15 protein-coding genes are annotated in these 21,989 nt (G+C 73.2%); 9 read left to right on the top strand and 6 right to left on the bottom strand.

What is annotated here, in order from left to right:
• Window positions 1–50 precede the first annotated feature (50 nt).
• Both OG207_RS37575 and OG207_RS37570 read right to left on the bottom strand, forming a co-directional pair.
• A complete protein-coding gene (locus tag OG207_RS37575; protein ID WP_329105176.1) occupies window positions 51–1,187 on the bottom strand; it encodes a nitric oxide synthase oxygenase in 1,137 nt (378 codons plus the stop codon).
• Between the two features lie 213 nt (window positions 1,188–1,400).
• Complete coding sequence (locus OG207_RS37570; RefSeq protein WP_329105174.1) at window positions 1,401–1,994, bottom strand: GNAT family N-acetyltransferase; 594 nt, start codon at window positions 1,992–1,994, stop codon at window positions 1,401–1,403.
• A 142-nt stretch (window positions 1,995–2,136) separates the two neighbouring features.
• Between OG207_RS37570 and OG207_RS37565 the strand changes: the two genes are divergently transcribed.
• Window positions 2,137–4,434, top strand: a complete 2,298-nt coding sequence (locus OG207_RS37565; RefSeq protein ID WP_329105172.1) for a HelD family protein — start codon at window positions 2,137–2,139, stop codon at window positions 4,432–4,434.
• Here OG207_RS37565 and OG207_RS37560 read toward each other — a convergent pair.
• Window positions 4,424–5,917, bottom strand: a complete 1,494-nt coding sequence (locus OG207_RS37560; protein ID WP_329108162.1) for an FUSC family protein — start codon at window positions 5,915–5,917, stop codon at window positions 4,424–4,426. The genes OG207_RS37565 and OG207_RS37560 overlap by 11 nt on opposite strands.
• A gap of 416 nt (window positions 5,918–6,333) precedes the next feature.
• Here OG207_RS37560 and OG207_RS37555 point away from each other — a divergent pair, with 416 nt between their 5' ends.
• Entirely contained in the window at window positions 6,334–6,804 is a 471-nt protein-coding gene (locus OG207_RS37555; RefSeq protein WP_329105170.1) for a MarR family winged helix-turn-helix transcriptional regulator, read from the top strand.
• A gap of 160 nt (window positions 6,805–6,964) precedes the next feature.
• Entirely contained in the window at window positions 6,965–10,042 is a 3,078-nt protein-coding gene (locus OG207_RS37550; protein WP_329105168.1) for an AfsR/SARP family transcriptional regulator, read from the top strand.
• 50 nt (window positions 10,043–10,092) lie between these two features.
• Here OG207_RS37550 and OG207_RS37545 read toward each other — a convergent pair whose 3' ends face one another.
• A complete protein-coding gene (locus OG207_RS37545) occupies window positions 10,093–10,314 on the bottom strand; it encodes a hypothetical protein (protein WP_329105166.1) in 222 nt (73 codons plus the stop codon).
• Window positions 10,315–10,526: 212 nt separating this feature from the next.
• Here OG207_RS37545 and OG207_RS37540 point away from each other — a divergent pair, with 212 nt between their 5' ends.
• The 6 genes from OG207_RS37540 (at window position 10,527) to OG207_RS37515 (ending at window position 19,591) form a co-directional block, all read left to right on the top strand.
• Window positions 10,527–12,386: an AfsR/SARP family transcriptional regulator gene (locus OG207_RS37540; RefSeq protein WP_329105164.1), complete on the top strand. Its 1,860-nt coding sequence runs from the start codon at window positions 10,527–10,529 to the stop codon at window positions 12,384–12,386.
• Between the two features lie 92 nt (window positions 12,387–12,478).
• Complete coding sequence (locus OG207_RS37535) at window positions 12,479–15,775, top strand: non-ribosomal peptide synthetase (RefSeq protein WP_329105162.1); 3,297 nt, start codon at window positions 12,479–12,481, stop codon at window positions 15,773–15,775.
• Between the two features lie 54 nt (window positions 15,776–15,829).
• Window positions 15,830–17,230 (top strand): serine hydroxymethyltransferase, encoded by a 1,401-nt coding sequence (gene glyA / locus OG207_RS37530; protein ID WP_329105160.1) that lies wholly within the window; start codon window positions 15,830–15,832, stop codon window positions 17,228–17,230.
• Window positions 17,227–17,916 carry a DUF2461 family protein gene (locus OG207_RS37525; RefSeq protein WP_329105158.1) on the top strand — a complete coding sequence of 230 codons (690 nt, stop codon included), beginning with the start codon at window positions 17,227–17,229 and terminating at the stop codon, window positions 17,914–17,916. Before glyA ends, OG207_RS37525 begins: the two co-directional genes overlap by 4 nt.
• Window positions 17,913–18,983 carry a threonine aldolase family protein gene (locus OG207_RS37520; RefSeq protein ID WP_329105155.1) on the top strand — a complete coding sequence of 357 codons (1,071 nt, stop codon included), beginning with the start codon at window positions 17,913–17,915 and terminating at the stop codon, window positions 18,981–18,983. The genes OG207_RS37525 and OG207_RS37520 overlap by 4 nt, the downstream gene beginning before the upstream one ends.
• Before the next feature lie 26 nt (window positions 18,984–19,009).
• A complete protein-coding gene (locus tag OG207_RS37515) occupies window positions 19,010–19,591 on the top strand; it encodes a GNAT family N-acetyltransferase (RefSeq protein ID WP_329105153.1) in 582 nt (193 codons plus the stop codon).
• A 64-nt stretch (window positions 19,592–19,655) separates the two neighbouring features.
• On the opposite strand, the gene OG207_RS37510 is transcribed toward OG207_RS37515, so the two are convergent.
• Window positions 19,656–20,801, bottom strand: coding sequence for an acyl-CoA dehydrogenase family protein (locus OG207_RS37510; RefSeq protein ID WP_329105151.1), 1,146 nt, complete (start codon window positions 20,799–20,801; stop codon window positions 19,656–19,658).
• Entirely contained in the window at window positions 20,798–21,988 is a 1,191-nt protein-coding gene (locus OG207_RS37505) for an acyl-CoA dehydrogenase family protein (RefSeq protein ID WP_329105149.1), read from the bottom strand. Before OG207_RS37505 ends, OG207_RS37510 begins: the two co-directional genes overlap by 4 nt.
• Window position 21,989: the final 1 nt, after the last annotated feature.

The raw sequence follows: 21,989 nt of genomic DNA, 5'->3' as shown, positions 1-21,989 counted from the left end.
AGCCCCTCTCACCCTGCCGGATCCGTCCGGAGCCGACGGTAACAGAAGGTCTAGACCAAATCCCGCCCTTGGGCCCGCCCCTGCGCGCCACGGTGGTGGACGTAGGCCGTACTGCTGCTGCGGTCCTCGTAGGTGCGGTGGAAGACCGGGGTGGCGGAGCCGGAGATCGGCGGCACGATCCAAGACCAGTCGGCGCCCACCTCACGCCCCTTGCGCTCCTCCCGTTCCATGTGCGCCAAGAAGCGCCGGGACTCGGTGTGGTGGTCGGCGATCGTGACCCCGGCGCGGTCGAAGGAGTGCAGGACGGCCCGGTTCAGTTCGACGAGCGCGCGGTCCTTCCAGAGGGACCGGTCGCTGGAGGTGTCCAGCCCCATGCGGCGGGCGACGGCGGGGAGCAGGTTGTACCGGTCGGTGTCGGCCAGGTTGCGCGCGCCGATCTCGGTACCCATGTACCAGCCGTTGAAGGGCGCGGCCGGATAGTGGATGCCGCCGATCTCCAGGCACATGTTGGAGATGGCGGGTACGGCGTGCCAGCGCAGTCCCCAGTCCGCCCAGCCGTCGCCGTCGGGATGGCCGATCGGGACTTCCAGGACGGCGTCCGCGGGGGTGTCGAACCAGCGGGGTTTGTCGTCGACGCCCTGCACCACCAGCGGCAGGAGGTCGAAGGGGGTGCCGGGGCCGCCGGACCAGCCGAGCCGGAGGAGGGCCTCGGTCAGCGGAGCGTTGCGGGCGTCGCCGACGGTTATGGACGGATGGTCTCCGTAACCTGCGTACCTGACCAGCTGCTCGCTCCAGATCAGCGGGCCGGGCCGGTCCGGGGCGTCCGGGGCGAAGACCGTGATCGTGGCCCTGACCCGGCCCCCGTTGGTCGCCTCGCGCAGGTGGTCGAAGCACTCGGCGGCGATGTCGTCGGCGTCGGTGAGCCCGCGGCGGTCGCGGACCCGCAGCGAGTTCCAGTAGAGCCGCCCTATACAGCGGTTGCTGTTGCGCCAGGCGACCCGGGCCCCGTGGACCAGCTCCTGGGGGGTGTGCACATAACTGCCGGTCTCGGCGAGCTCGGCCCTCACGGCGGCGAGCCGGGCGCGCGGATCACCGGTGTCCGCGTTCTCCCGGTGGAAGAGGCGGATGAACTCCTCGGCCGCTTCCCACACCTGAGCGGTGGTGGAGCGCTGTTGAAGGATTTCCATTCCGGGCGGTTACCCCCTGTCCGACCAGATCCACCCTGTGCATGCCGGATGAATGTGCAGTAAACAATTACCCGTTGTACATGTCGCAGGTCAGCGTGGGGCGGTCGGCCATGAGGGAGCACCCCTCCGGGTGATCCCTCATGAATCGGGCCGCGGCGGGGCACGCGGGGGCGTACGATCCGGCGCGTCGACGGGATTCGGCCACGCGCCGGTTCAGCGGCAGGGACGGCTCATGTAGAGCGCGTGCTCGCCGGCCGCGGGCGTGCCGCCGTACAGCGCAGTGTCGAGGCCGCAGAAGGTGAAACCCATGCGCCGATAGGCGTGCACCGCCGGGGCGTTGACCGAGCTGACCTCCAACCACAGGTGCTCGGCGCCCCGTTCGCGGGCGAACCGCTCGGCGCACTCCACCAGTGCGCGGCCGATGCCGCGGCCCCGGTGGTCGGGCGACACCTCGATGTCCTCGATGGTCAGCCGTCGGTTCCAGGGGGCGTAGCCGACGGCGGCGAACCCGCAGAGCAGGTCCCCGTCGAGGGCCACGAAGGTCCGCACGTCGGCGTCCGGGCCCTGACCGCCGCCGAAGACCTGCTCGTCGTGCTCCTCCGGCGGGAACGTCTTGTGCACGGGCGGATCCACGGGGACCTCCCGGAGCAGGAAGCCGAAGCCCGCGCCGTCGCCCGAGCCGGGGTCGCTCACCTCGAACACCGTGTCGGTGGTGAAGGAGCTGTCCAGGGCCTCGATGGCGCCCGCGTCCTCGGGACGGGCGGGGCGGTAGACGATTCCGTCGGCTGAACCGTGTGCGGTGGTCATGAGATCCACCGTACGCAAAAAATCCCCCGGCCGAATTGACTGCCGAGGGAGAAGAGAGAGCGTATATTAAATAGTTCACGACTTCGCCCGACCGAAGTCATGGTGAAGCTCACGAGGACACCGTATCGCGACAGGAGCGCAATTGTCAACCGAGGAATTCCGAAAAGAGCAGCAATTCGTCACCGACCTCTATCGGCGCCTCGACGGTTTGCGTGACCAGGCCGAACGGGCGGTCGAAGGGGCGCTGCGCGATGTCGGTACCGGGCTTCAGGCCCGCCTGGAGCGGGACGTCCTGGTCGCCGAGCAGTCCGGTCTGCTTTCCGCCCTGAATGCGGGTGAGAACGGCCTCTGTTTCGGCCGTCTGGAGTTCTCCGACGGCCGCGACCACCACATCGGTCGGATCGGAATCCGGGCCGATGACGCGCAGCGCACTCCGCTGGTCCTGGACTGGCGGGCGGACGTGGCCCGCCCCTTCTACCTCGCCACCGGCCACACCCCCATGGGGCTGCGCCGCCGCCGGCACATCAGCAGCCGGGGGCGCGTGGTCACCGCCCTGCACGATGAGATCCTCGACCTGACCGACGCGGAGCGCACCGGCCACGAGGGCGCCGACGCGGACGCCGTGCTGCTCGCCGCGCTCGACGCCGCCCGGACCGGCCGGATGCACGACATCGTGCGCACCATCCAGGCCGAGCAGGACCGGATCATCCGCTCCACGCACCACGGGGTGCTGGTCGTCGAGGGCGGTCCCGGCACCGGCAAGACCGCGGTCGCGCTGCACCGCGCCGCGTACCTGCTGTACGCGCAACGGGAGCTGCTCGCCAAACGCGGAGTGCTGATCGTCGGACCGGGCCCGGCCTTCCTCGGCTACATCGGCGGGGTGCTCCCGGCCCTCGGCGAGACGGGCGTGTTGCTGGCCACCCCGGGTGAGCTCTTCCCGGGCGTGCACGCCACCGCCGCCGACCGCCCCGGAGCCGCCGCCGTGAAGGGGCGGGCCGCGATGGCGGAGGTCCTCGCCAAGGTCGTGGCCGGCCGGCAGTGCCTGCCGGAGACCGTACCGGCGGACACCGGCGAGGAGTACGACACTGTGCCCGAACCGGCGCTGGAGATCGACCACGAGGAGTACGGGACCCTGCTGCTGGACCGCACCATGGCGTACCGGGCGCGGGACCGGGCCCGGGCCACCGGGCTGCCGCACAACCAGGCGCGCCCCTCCTTCGCCTTCCCGATCATCGATGCGCTCACCGCGCAGCTCGCCGACCGGCTGGGCGCCGATCCCTACGGCGGTCCGAACCTGCTGGGCTCGGACGACATCGCCCAGCTCGGCAAGGAGATCGCGACGAGCGCCGCCGTGCACGCGGCGATCGATTCGCTGTGGCCCTCCCTCACCCCGCAGCGCCTGGTCCGCGACTTCCTGGCGGAGCCCACGCACCTGCCCGCGCACGAGGCCGACCTGATCCGGCGCGCGCCCTCGGCCCGGCCGGAGTGGACCCCGGCCGACGTGCCGCTCCTGGACGAGGCTGCCGAGCTGCTCGGCGAGGACGACACCGCCCGGCGGGCCGCCGAGGAGCGGGAGCGGCAGCGGCGCATCGCCTACGCGCAGGGGGTGCTGGACCTGTCCGAGGGCTCCCAGTCGTACGAGTTCGAGGACGAAGAGAGCGAGTACCTCGCGGCCCACGACATCATCGACGCGGAGCGGATGGCCGAGCGGCACGAGGAGGCCGACCACCGCAGCACCGCCGAGCGGGCCGCGGCCGACCGCACCTGGGCCTTCGGGCACGTGATCGTGGACGAGGCGCAGGAGCTGTCGGCGATGGCGTGGCGGCTGCTGATGCGGCGCTGCCCGACCCGGTCGATGACCCTGGTCGGCGATCCGGCGCAGACGGCCGACGAAGCGGGGTGCGGCTCGTGGGAGCGGGTCCTCGCACCGTACGTGGGCGAGCGCTGGAAGCTGGTCCGGCTGGGGGTCAACTACCGCACGCCGGCCGAGATCATGGAGGTGGCGGCGGCCGTGCTGCGCACGCGCGATCCCGGCTTCGAACCGCCGCGTTCGGTGCGGGCCACCGGGGTGCGGCCGTGGGCGCACGCGACCGGTGACCTGGCGGCGGCGACCCGGGAGGCGGTGGCGCGGGAGCTGCCGGCCGAAGGTCGGCTCGCGGTGATCGCGCCGCGGGCGCGGCACGGGGCGCTGGCCGCCGTACTGCCGGGGGTGCGCGCGGGCGCGGAGCCGGACCTGACCCGGCAAGTGGTCCTGCTGGACCCGCGCCAGGCCAAGGGGCTGGAGTTCGACACGGTGATCGTGGTGGAGCCGGACGAGCTCCGGCCGAGCGACCTGTACGTGGCGCTGACCCGGGCCACCCAGGCCCTCGGGGTGGTGCACACCGCCGGCCGGCTGCCGGCGGGGTTGGCGGACACGGCGGAGGGGTTGCTCAGGCGCTGATGACCAGCGGCGCCCGGGGGTCGGTGCGCAGCGGGGTCGCCAGTGCCACGAGGGTGTGCTCGAGGCCGTGGAGGTGGGCGAGGGCCGGTTCCGCCGCGGCCGGCCGGGGGTGCGGCACGGTGGCGGGACCGGGAGCGCCGTGCGGGGCGGTCAGGGCCTCCACCGCGGCCTCCACGCGCCAGCAGGCGGCGGCCAACCGGGCGTCGTGCGAGGCCTGCGGGTCGGCGGCGACGGCGACCAGCCCGCGCACGTCCCGGGCGCAGTCGTCGAGCAGCGCGAGCACCTGCCGGGCCCGGGCCTTGCGGGCGCGCAGCGGGCTCAGCGGGTGGACGAGCGGCGCCAGCGCCATCCGTACCCTGCCCAACAGCAGCTCCAGCTCGGCGGCGTGCGGGGCGGGGTCGGCATCCGGGTCGCCCGCGAGGCGTTCCAGGGCGGCCGCGGTGGAGGCGCGCACGCAGTGCAGGGCGCGCTGGATCCACGCGTCGTTGGCGGCGTGGGTGGTGACCGGAAGGATGATCACGACGGCCAGGGCGGCGCCGATCGCACCGATGGCGGTCTCCTGGAAGCGCAGGAGCAGCAGTCCGGGATGCAGGACGCCGAGGAGGCCGTAGAGCAGCCCGGCCATCACGGTGACGAAGAACATCATCCAGGAGTACGAGGGCGCGGCCGTGTAGAAGATCCCGAAGACGCACACGGCGACCAGGGCCGCGGTGGGCGCCGGCGCGCCGTGCAGGGGTACGGCGATCAGCAGTCCGGCGGCGATGCCGACGACGGTGCCGAGGACGCGGCGGAAGCCCCGCACGAGGGTCTCGCCCCGGGAGGCGGTGTTCACGAAGATCCACCAGGAGGTGCCGACGGCCCAGTACCAGCGGTCGTCGGAGAGCGCCTGGCCGATGCCGAGCGCGAAGGCGCAGGCGGCGGTGGCCTGGAAGGCCTGCCGGGTGGTCGGCCGCGCGAGCCCGGTTCCGGGCAGGCCGGGCGGGGCCGCGGGGGGCGGGGTGCGCCGTTCGATGGGCCACAGCAGGAAGCGCACGGCTCCGGCGGCCAGGAGCGCCAGGCCCACGGCGGCGTACAGCTCGGGCAGTTGCCCGGGACGGGCGTGCAGGAACTGGGTGACGAAGAACATCATGAAGGCGAAGATCCCGAGGGCGTGTCCGCGCGGGCCGTAGCGGCGGGCGTACACCCCGGCGAACACGACGGCGAGGAAGGCGCCGTCCCGGGCGAGCGGCACCCCGTGCAGGGCGGTGGCGAGGGCCAGGACGGGGAATCCGGCGACGGGCAGCAGGGCGGTGGTGCGGCGCTGGGCGCGGACGTCCGCGTCGAGCACGGTGAAGAGGGCGAGCAGGGCCGCCAGTCCCCCGGTGATGGAGGCGGTCAGGGAGAGGCCGCACACCTCGGCGAGGGCGACGGCGGCGGCGACGCCGATCACCGCGCGGGCCGAGTTCCGCAGTCTCATACGCCCCGGATCCGGAGCCACGAACATCCTCTTCACGGCGGTGTGCCGCCCCCCTTGCAGTGCTGCGCGCCGGCCCGGCGCCGCCCGGGGGTGGTGGGCGGCGGACGGGCACGGCGAAGGCGCCGCGCTCCGGAACCGGCTTCGTTGCCGTCCGGCGCTGCGCGGCGCCGTAAGTACATGGATACGCCACAGATAAGCATCCGGGGGCCCGCTGGCTCAACCCGGCTCATGGGGACTGGGCCATTGGTACATCATTCGAGTCGACTTATCGGCCATGGGCCTGCCAGTGGACCAGCTTGCCGGGCACCCTCCGGGGACCGGGGTCACCACCCCGACGGACCCGGCGCACCGGCCGGGTCCCGCCGCCGTGGCCGACTCTCGTCCACGTGACCACGCGCTGTTATCGTGCAGCGACCCGCGGGACGTACGGAAGGGGACCGACGTTGGCGCGCACGGCGGAGTCCGGGGAGGCCGAGGCGTTCAGCCGGGCCGCCGTGGCGGTCTTCCGGCTGAACGGACGGTTCACCGCGGCCCTCGACCGGCTCGCGCTCCCCTCGGGGCTCAGTGCTGCGCGCTGGCAGATACTCAGCACGGTGACGGGAGAATCACTGTCCGTGTCCGCCGTGGCCCGACGGGTGGGGACCACCCGGCAGAGCGTGCAGCGCATAGCGGACCTGCTGGTGCGACAGGGGCTCGCGGTCTATCTGGACAACCCGGCGCACCGGCGCGCCAAGCTGCTCACCGCCACCGAGCAGGGCGTGGCCGCGAAACGGGAGATCGACTCCTGCCTCGCCGAGCTGGCGCGGCAGCTGTGCGAGGGCCTCGGCGGCGAGGAAGAGGTATACCGCACGGCCGAGGTGCTGCGGGGCCTGTCCGGCGCATTGTCGTCCATCGGATCCGATGACTCTCAGTGAGGCCCGTGCACTTGCCCACCGCTATACAGACAAGCTGGCCTGAAACTGCCCATGTTTTTCCCAAGAGTTGACTGCACCGAGGAACGCTCTTTGCGGTACCGTTCGCGCCTGACGCGGGGTTTCAAGGCCGGGGGACCTTTTGAATCGGTTTGTCTTCAGAGTGCTGGGACCACTGCTCGTCCAGACCGATGACGGTCCGTTGCGCATCAACGGCCGGCGCCAGGCCACGGTCCTGTCGATGCTGCTGCTCTACGCAGACCGGATCGTTTCGGTGGACACCCTGGTGGACGCCGTTTGGCCGGAATCTCCGCCGGCGACGGCCCGCAACCAGATCGCCATCTGCGTGGCCACCCTCCGCAAGACCTTCAAGCAGGCCGGGGTGACCGATCTGCTGATCACCTCTCCCCCGGGCTACCTGCTGGCCAAGGGAGAGCACCGGATCGACGTCCAGGAGTTCATGGAGCGGGCCGAACGGGGGCGGGACGCCGCCCGGCACGGGCGGACCGAAGAGGCGTGCGCGCAGTTCGAGGAGGCGCTCAGCATCTGGCGGGGCTCCGCGCTGGACGAGCCCTCCGGATCCCGGTTGGAGGCGGAGACCACCAGGCTGGAGCAGATGCGGCTCGCGCTGGTGGAGGAACGTGCCGGGCTGATGCTCCAGCTGGGCCGCCACCGCGCGCTCACCGGTGAGCTCACCGAGCTGGTGGCCCGGCACCCCCTGCGCGAGCAGTGCCGCGAACACCTCATGCTGGCGCTGTACCGGTCGGGGCAGCGGGCCGAGGCCCTCGAGGTGTTCCTGCACGGCCGCCGGTTACTCACCGAGCAGCTCGGGATCGAACCGGGTCCCGGACTGCGCCAGCTGCACGAACTGATCCTGCGCGACTCCCCCGAACTGACCCGTCCCCCCGCCACGGCGGCACCCGCGCCGGCGGCCCTGAGCACCATCCCGGCACAACTGCCCGCGGACGTGATGGCGTTCACCGGCCGGCAGGGGGAGATGACCTCGCTGGACCGGCTCCTGAAGGAGCCCTACAACCCGCACACCCCGGCGCTGGCGACCATCGTCGGCGTCGGCGGAGTGGGCAAGACCGCACTCGCGGTGCACTGGGCGAGCCAGGTGGCCGACCAGTTCCCGGACGGCCAGCTCTTCGCCGATCTGCGCGGGTACGACGAGGAGCACGCACCGGTGTCCCCCGCCGCCGTGCTCGACCGCTTCCTACGGGCCCTCGGGATCGGCGCGCCCCAGATACCGGCGGATCCCGACGAGCGGGCCTCGCTGTTCCGGAGCCTCCTCAGCACCCGCAAAACCCTGATCGTCCTGGACAACGTACGCTCCTTCCACCAGCTCAGACCCTTGCTCCCGGGTGGCGGACGCAGCGTGGTGCTGGCCACCAGCCGGGAGAGCCTGGGCGATCTGACCGGGGACTACACGGCGCTGACCCTGCGGCTGCGGATGCTGGAGCCGACCGAGGCGACGGCGCTGCTGATCAAACTGGCCGGGGCCGACCGGTTCGGCAGCGACCCGGTGGCGGTGGAACAGCTCGGCGCCCTGTGCGACTGCCTTCCCCTCGCGCTGCGGATCGCGGGCGCGCGACTGGCGGCCAAACCCAATCTGAGCGTACGGAGCCTGGTGGCGCGGCTGCGCGACCACCGCTCCCGCCTCGACGTGCTGAGCCCGGGCGAGGGCGGGGTGCGCGCCGGCTTCCGACTCACCTACCGGGACCTACCGCCGGAGACGGCCCGGATGTACCGCAGGCTCGGCCTGTTGCGCACGGCGGACTTCGCCGCCTGGGCGGGGGCGGCCGTACTGGACACCGACGTGTGGCACGCGGAGGAACTGATCGACCAGCTGGTCGACGCGCAGCTGCTGGAGGTGGCCGACGCCGAGCCCGGGCGGGCCGCACGGTACCGCTTCCAGGACCTGCTTCGGCTGTTCGCCCGCGAGCGGGCGGAGTCGGACGAGCCGGAGGGGGAGACCGACGCCGCACTGGAGCGGGCGTTCGCGTCCTGGCTCTGGCTGGCCGAGGAGGCGCACCGGCGGATCGACGGGCGCCGGTTCCCGGTGGGCCGGACGCCGACGCCGGCCCCGGGCTTCCTGCCGGAGCTGGCCGACGAGCTGCTGGCCGCGCCGATGGACTGGTTCGAGTCGGAGCGCACGGCGGTGACGGACCTGGTGGCGCACGCGGCGGAGACGGGCCGGGCCCGGTACGCGTGGACGCTGACCGAGAGCGCGGTACCGCACTTCGAGACGAAGAACTACCTGGAGGACTGGCGGCGCTGCGCCGAGCAGGCGCTGGCCTCGGCCCGGCGCACCGGCGACGAGCCGGGCGAGGCGACGATGCTGCGGCTGCTCGGGTCATTGGCGATCTACCAGCGGCGGTACGAGCAGGCCGAGGGCTGGAACATGGCCGCGCTACGACTCCTGCGAACCACCGGTGACGTGGGCGGGGCGGCGCTCGCCCAGCGGAACCTGGCCATGTGCGCGCGGTTCCAGGGGGACTGGGAGCGGGCCCTGGAACACTGCGGGGCGGCCCTCAACGGGTTCCACGCGTCGGGTGACATCGGGAACGAAGCCCATCTGCTCGGCTTCCAGGCGCAGATCGAGCTGGACCGGGGCAACGTGGGCGGCGCGCTGCCGCTCGCGGAGCGGGCGGTGGCCCTGAGCCGGCGTACCGGGTCGGTGCGGGCGGAGGCGCAGAGCGTGTACCGGCTGGCCGAGGTCCGGCTGCGGGCGGGAGATCTGGGCGAGGCCGCGGAGGCCTTCGGCGCGGTGCTGCGGCTGACCCGGGGCGAGGGCGACCGGGTCGGGGAGGCGCACGCGCTGCGGGGGCTGGGGCAGACGCAGTGGAGCCAGGGCCTGCTGTCGGCGGCGGGAGGGACGCTGCAGCAGGCCCTGGAGATCACGAATGAGCTGGCGGACCGTTTCCTGTACGCCCGGGTGGAGACCGATCTGGGATGTGTGGAGGCGATCGGCGGCCGCCCGGCGGAGGCGGCGGAGCGGTTCCGGCGGGCGCGGGCCGCGTTCGGCGAGGTCGGCGCGCAGCCCTGGCGGGCGCAGGCGGGCCGGCTGCTGGCGGCGGTCCAGAACGCGGCGGCCGGGCCGGACGGTGCGGGTGAACCGGGCAGTGCGGGTGGTGCGGGTGGTGCGGGCGAGCCGGGCGGTGGGGGCGCCGGTGAGCTGCCGCATCGTTCCTTCACTGCAGCGGAACTGACCTTGCTGCTGACGCACCCGGAGGACTAGTCGGCCTGACGGCCGCCGGCGCGTCGTGGGGCGGGCAGGAGCGGAGCGGGTCAGCCCCAGGGCATGTCGCCGTGCGTGCCGGCGGAGCCGTGGCGCGGGGGGTCCACCGGCTTGACGACGCCCCACGGCATGTCGTCGTCGGCCTGCACGGTGGTGTGCGTGTCCGCCCACACGGCGTTGGCGCCCCCCGCGCCGACGAACGCCCCTGCAAGAACGACCAGGCAGGCCGCCGCCGTCGTGTTCGCCGTCTTCACCGTCAGCGTGCTGCGCATCTGGGAATCCCCTCTCGGTGGAGTATCACTGCCGCTCGCTGCGGCATGAATGGAACAGTAGGGACGCCTCCTTTTTCTTCTGTGTTCCATCGATTTCGTGACCCGGTCCGCCCTCGAAATCGCCACGATATCGAGGAGACAACGCACTCCACTAGCTTCGTTCAGAGATTCTTCTCCATGAATCACGGATGGGGCGGTAGATGGAATTCCGAGTGCTCGGGCCAGTCGAGGTACGCCGGGACGGCCGCCGGGTCCCCTTCTCCGGGGCGAAGCTGCACACCGTGCTCGCGGCGCTCCTCGTGGCCCGTGAAGAGGTGATCTCCGACGAACGGCTGTGCCGGCTGCTGTGGGGATGGGCTCCACCGGCCACCGTCAGCGCACAGCTCTACACCTATGTTTCCCGCTTGCGCAAGATTCTCGGCGACGACGTTCTGATCGATCGCCGGCCGCCCGGATATGCCATGAGCATCGGTAATGCGACCCTCGACCTGAGCGAATTCGAGAAGCTGGCGTTCAGCGGCCGCGAGGCGCTGGTCGCCGAGGACTTCGAAAAGGCCGGTGAGCTGCTGCGCCGTGCCCTGGCCCGGTGGAACGGCCTGCCCTTCGCCAACGCCACGGAATACCTCGCCGACGCCGAGGCGCCGCGACTGAGCGAGGCCCGGGCGGTCACCCTGGAGCACCGCATCGCGGCCGATCTCGCGCTGGGCCGGCACGAGCAGATCACCGGCGAGCTCACCGGCCTGGTCGCCGAGTTCCCGTTGCGCGAGCGCATCCGGTGCCAGCTGATGACCGCCCTGTGCCGGTCGGGGCGGCAGGCGGACGCCATCCACCTCTACCACCACGGGCGCGCGGTGCTCGCCGACGAGCTGGGCGTGAACCCCGGCGAGGAGCTCCAGGCCACCTACCGGGCGCTGCTGGAGGGCACGCTGGACCGGCAGCCGCGCTCGACGCCCGCCGTGCTGACCGGCTCCCGGCGGGGCGCGGCCGGTCGCCCGGACGGCGCCCCGGCCATGCTGCCCCCCGACACCGTCGACTTCACCGGTCGGGAGCCCGAACTGGAGCTGCTCTGCCGCGCGCTGGCCCCCGATGCGCAGGGCCCCGGGCGGCCCCGCCGGGTCCTGGTCACCGGCATGGCCGGACTCGGCAAGACCGCCCTGGCCGTCCACGCGGCCCACCGCTGCCAACGACACTTTCCCGACGGGCAGTTGTACGCCGACCTGCGCGCGCCCGACGGCACTCCCCGGCACCCGACCCGGGTGCTGCGCGGGCTGCTGCGCGCGCTGGGGCCGATGGACGACGCACCGGACACCGAGGACCAGGACCAACTGGTCCGGCTCTACCGGGAGCGGACCCGGGGCAGGCAGCTGCTGATCGTGCTGGACAACGCCTCCGGGGCGGCCCAGTTGGGGCCGCTGCTGCCCAACACCCCGGAGCCGGCGGTCCTGGTCACCGGGCGGACCGCCCTGCCCACCGTGGCCGGGGCGCACACCGTGGCCCTGGCCCCCCTGGCGCTGCGGGACTCGCTGGAGCTCCTCTCGGCCGCGGCCGGTCCCGCCCGATTGGCCTCGGCGCCCGGTGCGGCGTCCGCGATCGTCGAGCACTGCGCCGGTCTGCCGCTGGCCCTGCGGATCGTCGGGACCCGGATCGCCGCCCGGCCGCACTCCACCCCGGACCGGCTGGCGCGCCGGCTGGCGGATCCGGCCACCCGGCTGCGGGAGCTGCACTCGGGCGATCTGGACGTGCACGGATCGCTGTTGCCGTCCTGGCGGGCGCTGGACCCCGAGGTGCGGGCGGTGTTCCCGGCGCTCGCCGCGCTCGGCCCGCAGCCGTTCCCCGCCGCGCAGGCGGCGCTGTCGCTGGGCCTGCCGGAGACCGAGGCCGAGCGGCTGCTGGAAGCACTCGCCGACGCGGCCCTGCTCGAGGTCAGCGGCGCGGACGAGTGGGGCCAGCCCTGCTACCTGTTCCATCCGCTCGTACGGCTCTTCGCGCTCTCCCTGGGCGAGGGGGCCACGGCCGACCGCAAGGCCGGTGCCCGGGCGGAACATAACCGGCGGCTAACTCACCGCCCCTAGCCTCGCCCTGCCCCGCAGCAGGGCGCTCCGGCCCCGTAACCACCCCGGGCACGCACCAGCCAACGGCCCGTAACACCGAATGGAGTTGGACCATGACCGAGCTCCTGCCCGCTCGCGCGGACAGTGCCGCGTCCTTCCCGATGACCGAGACGCAGCAGGCACTGATGATCGGGCGAGGTGAAGCAGTCGAGCTGGGCGGTATCGGCTGCTACGGATACTTCGAATGGGAGCGTGCGGACCTCGATCCCGAGCGTTTCGCCGCTGCCTGGCGCAAGGTGGTCGCCCGTCACGACATGCTCCGTGCGATCGGCCGCACGGACGGCACCCAGTGGGTGCCGGCCGACCCGCTGCCCTTCGAGATACCGGTCGTGGACCTGAGCGGGCTGTCCGCCGACGCCTCGCGGGAGCGGCTCGCCGCGCTGCGGGACGAGATGAGCCACGTGGTCTTCCCGGTGGGCAGCTGGCCGTTGTTCGACCTGCGGATCATCCGGCTGGGCGGTCCGGGGAACCCGAGCCGGGTCCACCTCGGGATCGACCTCCAGGTGCTGGACGCCTCCAGCGCCTTCCAGGTGCTCTTCCCCGAGCTGGTCGACCTCTACGAGGACCCGGACGCCGAACTGCCGGAACCCGGCATCGGCTTCGCCGAGTACGCCCGCTGGCGTGCGGACGCGCTGCCGCACACCGAGGCCTTCCGCGCCGCCCGCGACTACTGGCTGGCGCGCGTCCCCACCCTGCCACCGGCCCCCTCGCTGCCCACGGGCGGCTCCGCCGGCGACGGTCGCGAGGTGCGCTTCGACCGGCGCGAACACCGTCTCTCCCCCGAGGACTGGCAGCTCTTCTCGGCACGGGCGCGCGGGGCGGGGCTGACGCCGTCGGTCCTGCTGACCGCCGCCTTCGCCGAGGTGGTCCGGTGCTGGGCGGAGGAGTCCGACTTCACCATCAACTACCCGATCTTCCAGCGCCCGGCGGTGCACCCGGACATCACCGGCGTCCTCGGTGACTTCACCAACGCCGTGATGCTCGCCGCCGACGGTTCCGGCGCGACCTTCCTGGACCGGGCGCACGCCCTGCGCGACCAGCTCGCCCGCGACGCCGAGCACGGTGCCTTCAACGGCGTGCGCGTGCTGCGCGAGCTGACCCGGCTGCACGGGGTGGGCGCGCAGGCCGGCATGCCGGTGGTCGTGACCAGCCTGCTCGACTACCCGGTGCGCAGGCCCGTCACGGACCTGGGCCGGGAGGTGTACTCGATCTCGCAGACCCCGCAGGTTTCGCTCGACGTACAACTGCGCGAACTGGCCGGTGAGCTGCGCGTCATCTGGGACTTCGTCGACGGGGCGTTCGCGCCTGGCTTCGTCGACGCGGCCTTCGGCGTGTACGTGGACCTCCTGGAGCGCCTCACGCGGGACCCGGAGTCCCTGCACGTCCGGCGCTTCGACCTGATCCCGGCGGCCGAGCGGACGCTGCGCCGCCAGGTCAACGACACCGCCAGGCAGATCCCGTACACCACCTTGCACGAGCTGTTCGCCCAGCAGGTGGAGCGCACGCCCGGCGCCGAGGCCGTGGTGGACGGCTCCGGGCGGCGGCTGAGCTACGGCGAGCTGGCCTCGTACGCCTGGCGGATCGGGCACGCGCTGCGGGACCACGGTGCGGCCCCGGGCGAACTGGTCGCCGTGGTGATGGAGAAGGGCTGGGAGCAGTACGCCGCGGTGTACGGGATCCTCGCCTCCGGCGCGGCCTACCTGCCGCTGGACCCGTCCGTGCCGCCGGAGCGGCTGCGCCGGCTGCTCACCGAGGCCAAGGTCGACCGGATCCTCACCCAGTCCCGGCTGGACTCCAAGATCAGCTGGCCGCCCACGGCCCGCCGCTACCGGGTGGACCAGGACTTCGAGTCCGGGACCGACACCCGGCCCGACACCGCGCAGACCCCGGCGGACCTCGCCTACACGATCTTCACTTCGGGCTCGACCGGTGAGCCCAAGGGCGTCATGGTCGACCACATCGGCGTGGTCAACCTGATCCGCGACGTCGCGACACGCTTCGAGGTCGGTGCGCGGGACCGGCTGCTGGCCATCTCCGGGCTGCACTTCGACGCCTCGATCTACGACGTGTTCGGGGTGCTGACGCAGGGCGGGACCGTGGTGCTGCCGCCGCCGTTCGACCACGCCGAGCCCGATGTCTGGGCCGATCTGGTCCACGCCGAGCAGGTCACCCTGTGGAACTCCGTACCCGTCCTGATGGAACTCCTGGTCGGCGAGGCCGAGGTGCGCGAGCGGCGCGGCGGCGGCCGGCCCCTGGAGTCCCTGCGGCTGTCCGTGCTCTCCGGCGACTGGATCCCGCTGACGCTGCCGGACCGACTGCGGGCGCAGAGCCACCGGATCCAGGTGGTGGGTTCGGGCGGTCCGACCGAGACGATCTGCTGGTCGCTGTTCCAGCCGATCGGCGAGGTCGACCCCTCCTGGACGAGCATCCCGTACGGCAAGCCGATCACCAACCAGCGCTACTACATCGTCGATGCGGCCGCCCACGAGCGCCCGCTCGGCGTGGTCGGCGAGATGGCCGTGGCCAGCGACGTCGGGCTCGCGCTCGGCTACTGGAACGACGCGGAGCGCACCGCGAACCGCTTCGTGCACCTTCCGGAGAGCGGCGAACGCGCCTATCTGACCGGTGACCTGGGCCGGTACCTGCCGGACGGCAGCATCGAGATCCTGGGCCGGGACGACTTCCAGGTGAAGATCCAGGGCCACCGGATCGAGCTCGGCGAGATCGAGGCCGTGTTGCGCCAGGACGCCGAGGTCGAGGCGGCCGTGGTGGTGGCCCCGGCCAGCGCGCACGGGGTGCGGCGGCTGCACGCCTTCGTCGTGGCCGGGGCAGGGGCGGCCGGTCCGGTCCTGGAGCGGCTCGCCGCGCAACTGCCCGGCTACATGGTGCCGGCCGCGCTCACGGTGCTGCCGGAGCTACCGCTGACCCGCAACGGCAAGGTCGACCGGCTGCTGCTGGCCTCGTCCGCCGGGCGGCAGCAGTCCGCCGACGAGGCGGCCGTGCGCGACGCCGGGGACGGTCCGGGCAGCGCCCTGGAGCTCGTGCTGTGTGCGGCGGTCGCCGACATCCTGGGCCTGGACGGGGCGGCGCCCGGTGACAACTTCTTCAGCCTGGGCGGCGATTCGCTCAGCGGTACCCGGCTGGCCGGTCTGCTCAAGGAGCTGCTGGGGGTGCCGGTGCCGGTGAAGACCGTGTTCCAGAACCCGCTGATCTCCGAGCTGGCCGGGAAGATCGCCGCGGACGAGCAGCACGGCGCGGAGGCGGTCGCAGCCGCCGAGGCCTTCGGCGAGCTGGAGGCGGACGGGCCCGACGCGGCCGACGGGACGGGCACCGCCGATGTGGACGGCTGAGGACACGCACCGGTTCAGCACGGTCATCACGGACGATTCCGAGAGGGGACAGTCATGAGTCTCACCCTGCCCGCGCCCGTCACCGAGCCGGAGCTGCCCGCGGCACCCGGCCCCGGCCCCGGTTCCGGACCCGATCCCGACCTGGTCGATTTCGCCGGGCACGCCGCGACACGGCTCAGAGAGCGCGACGGCGAGCTGTACACGCTGCTGGCCCGGGAGTCGGCGCGCCAGCGCGACACCCTGATGATGGTCGCGGCGTCCAGCGTCGCCGACCCCTCCGTGCTGGCCTGCGAGGGCAGCGCGCTCGGCAACCTGACCGCCGAGGGCTTCCCCGGGAACCGCTACCACGCCGGCTGCGGGGTCGCCGACGAGATCGAACGCCTCGCGATCGACCGGGCGTGCGCGGCGTTCGGGGCCCGGGACGCGATCGTGCAGCCGCACTCCGGGTCCTCCGCCAACCTCGCCGTGATCACGGCGCTGCTGAACCCCGGTGACTCCCTGCTCGGGCTGGACCTGGACTGCGGGGGCCACCTCACCCACGGCTCCCCCGCCTCGGTGACCGGCCGCTACTACCGCGCCCACGGCTACCGGGTGACACCGGAGGGGCTGCTCGATTACGACCAGATCCGCGAACTGGCCCTGGAGCACCGCCCGAAGCTGATCGTCTGCGGGGCGAGCGCGTACCCGCGCAGCATCGACTTCGCCCGCTTCCGGGAGATCGCGGACGAGGCCAACGCCTATCTGCTGGCCGACATCTCGCACATCGCGGGTCTGGTCGCGGCCGGCCTCCACCAGAGCCCCGTCGACCACGCCCACGTGACCACCACCAGCACCTACAAGCAGTTGTACGGCCCGCGCGGCGGTCTGATCCTGCTCGGCAAGGAGGCCCGCAAGGCCGGACCGGAGCGCGGCACCCTGGCAGCGACCCTGCGCCGCGCCGTGTTCCCCTTCACGCAGGGCACGCCCGACCTGGCCTCGGTGGCGGCCAAGGCGCGGGCCCTGGACTTCGTGGCGAGCCCGGACTTCGCGGAGGTCGCCAAGCGGCTGGCCGACGGCGCGCAGGCGATCGCGGAGCGGCTCCTGGACCGGGGGTTCCGGCTGGTCACGGGCGGTACGGACACCCACATGGTGCTCCTCGACCTGCGCGGCACCGGCGTCACCGGGGACGTCGCCGAGCAGGCCCTGGAGTCCTGCGGGATCGTGGTCAACCGCAACCGGGTCCCCGGCGACACCACACCGGTCCGGGTGACCGGCGGACTGCGGCTCGGCACCAACACGCTGGCCGCGCGCGGGATGGACCACGCGGTGGCCGCCGAGTGCGCCGACCTGGTCGCCGACGTCCTCACGGCGCTGCGCGCGCAGGGCGGCGCACTGCCGGACGCGCTGCGCGACCGGGTGCGCACCCGGGTCTCGGAGCTGTGCGCCGCCCACCCCCTGCCGGGGTACCTGCCGTGACCTTCAGCGGCTTCCCGCCCTCGGCACTGCGCCTGTACGAGGACCTCGCGGCCGACAACAGCAAGGAGGCGTGGCGGCTGCGCCACCGCGAGCGGTACGAGCGTGACGTACGTGCGCCGATGGACGAGCTGGCCGCTGAACTGGGCGCGCATTTCGCGGAGTCGACCGGATGGGGCGGGGTGCAGGTGCTCGGCCCGGTCCGGGACACCCGGATGTCCCACGACAAGTCCCCGTACAAGAGCTACCAGGGCGCCTATCTGGACCTGCTGCCCTGTCTGGGCCTCTGGGTGCACCTGGACCGGGACGGCCTGTACGCCTCCGGCCGCTGGTACCCGTACGCCGGGGCCGAGGTCGCCCGGTACCGCGCCGCCGTCGAGGAGGAGGACGGCGGCGCGGAGCTGGCCGCGATCGCGGGCCGGCTGGAGGAGCAGGGGTTCGTCCTGGGCGGCGACCGGCTCAAGTCCCGGCCGCGGGGGGTCCCGGCGGACCACCCGCGGCTGGACCTGCTGCGCCACCGCAAGATCGACGCGGGGCGCCGCCTCGGTCCGGACGCCGGGCTGCACACGGCGCGCGCCGGGGAGCTGGTGCGGGAGACCTGGCACCTGGTGCGCCCGCTGCTGGACTGGATGGCGGCCCGCGAACTCACCCCACGGCCCCGCGAACGAGGAGTTGACGTACCGTCATGACCATCGGGAGTTTCGAGACGGTCGATCTGCGCAGTGACACGGTGACCCGGCCGGGTACCGGGATGCGGGCCGCGATGGCCGCGGCCGAGGTCGGCGACGACCTGTTCGGTGAGGACCCGACCGTCCGCGCGCTGGAGGACCGGCTCGCCAGGCTCTTCGGCTTCTCCGGCGCCCTGTTCACCCCGTCCGGGGTGATGGCCAACCAGATCGCCCTGCAGCTCCTCGTCGGCCCCGGCGAGGAGCTGGTGTGCGACGCCGAGGCACACGTCCTGGCGCACGAGGAGGCCTCCCCGGCCCGCTACGGCGGGATCCAGACGCGCACGGTGACGGCGGAGCGCGGGGTGGTGACCGCGGCCCTGCTGGCCGGGGTCATCCGGCGGGGGAACCCGTACACGCTCGGCACCCGTGCGGTGGAAGTGGAGCAGACCCACACCCGGGCCGGCGGCACGGTCCACCCGCTGGACACGCTGCGCGCCGTACGGGAACTGACGTCCGGCGCGGGCCTGGCGGTCCACATGGACGGGGCCCGGATCTGGAACGCGATGGCGGCGACCGACACTTCGGCGCACCAGTACGGGCGGACGGCCGACTCGCTGTCCGTGTGCCTGTCGAAGGGGCTGGGCGCGCCCGTCGGGTCGGTGCTCCTGCTGTCGGCCGAAAGGCTACCGCGGGCCCGGAAGTTGCGGCACGGTCTGGGCGGCGGCATGCGCCAGTCGGGCATCCTGGCGGCTGCGGGACTGTACGCCCTGGACCACCACGTGGAGCGGATCGTCGAGGACCACGCCAACGCCGCGCTGCTGGCGGCGGGGCTGCGGGACGCGGGGTTCACCGTGCGCCCGCCGGAGACCAACATCGTCCTCATCGAGGTTCCCGGCGCCGACGAGGTCGTCGCACGGGCCGCGCAGGAAGGAGTACTGGTGACCGCGCCCGGCCCGGAGACGGTCCGGCTGGTCACTCATCTGGACGCAGGACGACAGGCGTGCCGGCGGGCCCTCGGGGTGCTGGCCGCCGTGATGACCGATGTCGTCACCGGGTCGCGGGACACCGCGGCCGCGGGACGCTCGTAAGAAGCGGAAGAGAGCGAAGTAGCAGCATGAGTTTAGAAGTACGGCCCGCCACGGCGGATCTGTGGGACGACATCCGCCAGGTGCTCCAGCCGAAGAAGAGCGCGCACACGTGCTGGTGCATGGCGTGGCGGCTGTCCACCGGCGAGTACGGGCGGCTCACGGCGGACGAGCGGGGCGAGCACCTGCGCGGCCTCATGGAGAAGGCCGATCCGCCGCCCGGGGTCCTCGGTTTCCTGGACGGCGAGGTGGCGGGCTGGTGCAACGTGGCCCCGCGCCGGCAGCTCGACCGGCTGACCGCCTCGAAGACGATCACACCGGTGGACGATCTGCCCGTGTGGTCGGTGACCTGTTTCGTCGTGCGCAAGGACTTCCGCGGCAAGGGGGTCGCCTCGGGTCTGCTGGAGGGGGCCGTCGAACACGCGCGCGCCCACGGCGCACCGGCCGTCGAGGGGTATCCGGTGGATCCGGAGGGCGGCCGGGTGAACCCGACGCTCGCCTACGTCGGGACGATGGACATGTTCGAGCGGGCGGGCTTCCGCCGGGTCCACCGCACCGAGGCCAAGAGCGACAAGCGGCACCGCTGGGTGATGCGCCGCGACCTGGTCTGACGGCCCGGTCGGTACGCGGAAGGGGCTCCCGCCGTGCGGGGGCCCCTTCCCTCGTGTGCGCCGGTCAGGGCGTGTGCGCGGCGAGGTCCCAGAGGTGGGCGGGACGCCCGCAGCGCATGGCCTCCCAGGCCGCGCGCCGGTAGCAGCCCGCCACCAGGCCGTCGCGGACCAGGCCCGAGGCGCCGTGCAGGTGGACCGCGTCACGGGTCACGTCGAGGGTGGTCTCCGCCGTGAGGGCGATCAGTCCCGCGGCCTCCCCCGCGGTGAGCCGGTCCTCGTCGAGGTCGCGGGCCGCGTCCCCCACGGCCCAGCGCACGGCGTCGAGGCGGGCCAGCAGGCCCGCCACGCGCAGCCGGGGGCCCTGGTGTTTGACCAGGGCCTGGCCGAACTGCTGCCGGCCGCGGATCCGGGAGACGACCGCGGTCAGGGCGGCCGCCGTGATGCCGGCCAGCAGCGAGGCCTGGTGGACGGCCGCGCGCAGCCCCACGCGGGCGAGGGCCTGTTCGGCGGCGAGTCCGCTCAGCAGCACCGCCTCGGCGGGCAGCCGCACCTCGTCGAAAACGGCACTGGCGACGGCTCCCCCGCCGTGGTCGCGCAACGGGCGGACCCGGACGCCCTCGGTGGGCAGGGGTACGAGCGCCACGCACGGGCCGTCGGGACCGCCGGCCAGGACCAGCAGGGCGCCCGGGCCGACTCCGGCGGCGAAGGGGCCACCGGTTCCGGTGAGGACGACGGCGCCGGTGTCCGCGTCCGGCTTCCAGGTGATGCCCGGCGGTACGGTGCCGCGCGGATCGGGCAGCCGGCCCGGCACGGCGAGTTCCAGTCCTCCGGTGCGCACCTGGTCCAGGACGTTGTCGGCGGCTTCGGGGGCCAGCGGGCCGAGGCCGGCGATCAGGTCCAGGGCGAGGAGGGTGTCGGTCAGCGGGACGGGCTGCATCGCGTTGCCCGCCTCCTCGCACACCATGGCGATGACCGCCTGGCCGAGGTCGAGGCCGTCGTGGCCGATGGGCAGGGCGAACTCCCACGCGCCGACCTGGGTCAGCGCCTCCCAGGCACCGACGGGGGTGTCCCCGTCGACCTCCAGGCCCTGGCGCACCGTGAGCCGGAGCTGCCGGAAGAGCGAGTCCTCGTCCTCCCGCACCCGCCAGCGCTCGGCCGTCGCCGGGCCCTGGCCGCCCGTGCCGTTCCCGCCTACCGCCTGTGAAGTCACGGCCGTACCTCCGCCCCTGAGTCGAGACGCAGCCGGGCCAGCGTCTCCAGCATCATTTCGGCGGTGCCGCCCGATATCCGCATCCCCGGGGCTTCGCGCAACGCCGCATCGAGTGGGTGTGCCACCCCGTCGACCTCGGGGTCGTCGAGGGTCATGCTCGTGTCGCCGTCGAGTTCGGCGGCCCACCAGGCCACCTCTGCGGCGAGTTCGGTGGTGTACCACTTGGCTGCGGCGGCCTCGTCCTCGTTGAGTTCGCCCCGGTCGAGGCGGGTGAGGACGCGGCGGACCAAAGTGCCCGCCGCGAGCAGCCGGGCGTTGAGCTTGGCCAGGCCGATCTGGTCGTGCTGGCCGGCCTCCAGCCGGTCGGTGTGGACCTCCAGCCGTTCCACGGCGGCCCGGTACCAGCGCAGCGCCTTGACGTAGTAGTCGAGTCCGGTGCGCTCGAAGGCGAGGGTCTTGACGACGATCGCCCAGCCCTGGCCGGTCTCGCCGACCACGTCGTCGGCGGTCACGGCCACGCCGTCGAGGGTGACCTCGTGGAAGGCGTCGTCGCCCATGCCCGGGATCTGCCGGATGGTGACCCCGGGCTGGGCCAGCGGGACGAGGAAGAGGCTGAAGGCGTCGTCCTCGCCGCGGGCCAGGCACAGCCCGTAGTCGGCGAGCCGGGCGAACAGCGAGTGGACCTTGGTGCCGTACAGCTTGTAGCCGCCCTTGCCGTCGGAGACGGCGCGGGTGGAGAGGATGTTGAGGTCGGAGCCGGCCTGGGGTTCGCTGAAGAGCACGCAGCCGAAGGCGGTGCCGGCGGCGAAGCCCGGCAGGTGCCGGGCCTTCATCGCCGGGCTCGCGACGTTGAGCAGGGTGGATCCGACGATCTGCACCGTGAGGGTGTGCAGCAGGTCGGGGACGTCGTGCATGGCCAGTTCCTCGACCAGCACGGCGGCCGCGACCTGGCTGATGCCGCGGCCGCCGTACTCTTCGGGCCACTGGGGCGCGAGCAGGCCCCGCTCGCCCAGGGCCCGGTGCAGCGGCCGGGGGTCGCGGGTGCGCCGGGCCTCGGCCACGGGGGCCGAGACCAGGATGTCGTGGATGTCCTCGCGCAGGGCCCGCATGGGGGTGCGGGGCACGTCGGCTCCGCTCCGTACGAGCCCGCAGTCCGCGGGCGCACGGTAGAACTCGGTGGTGAGCACG

It is taken from the genome of Streptomyces sp. NBC_01439 (genome assembly GCF_036227605.1).
Classification (GTDB): Bacteria; Actinomycetota; Actinomycetes; order Streptomycetales; family Streptomycetaceae; genus Streptomyces.
The sequence above is the reverse complement of the archived record's forward strand: the minus strand, read 5'-3'. Positions and strand labels throughout refer to the sequence as shown.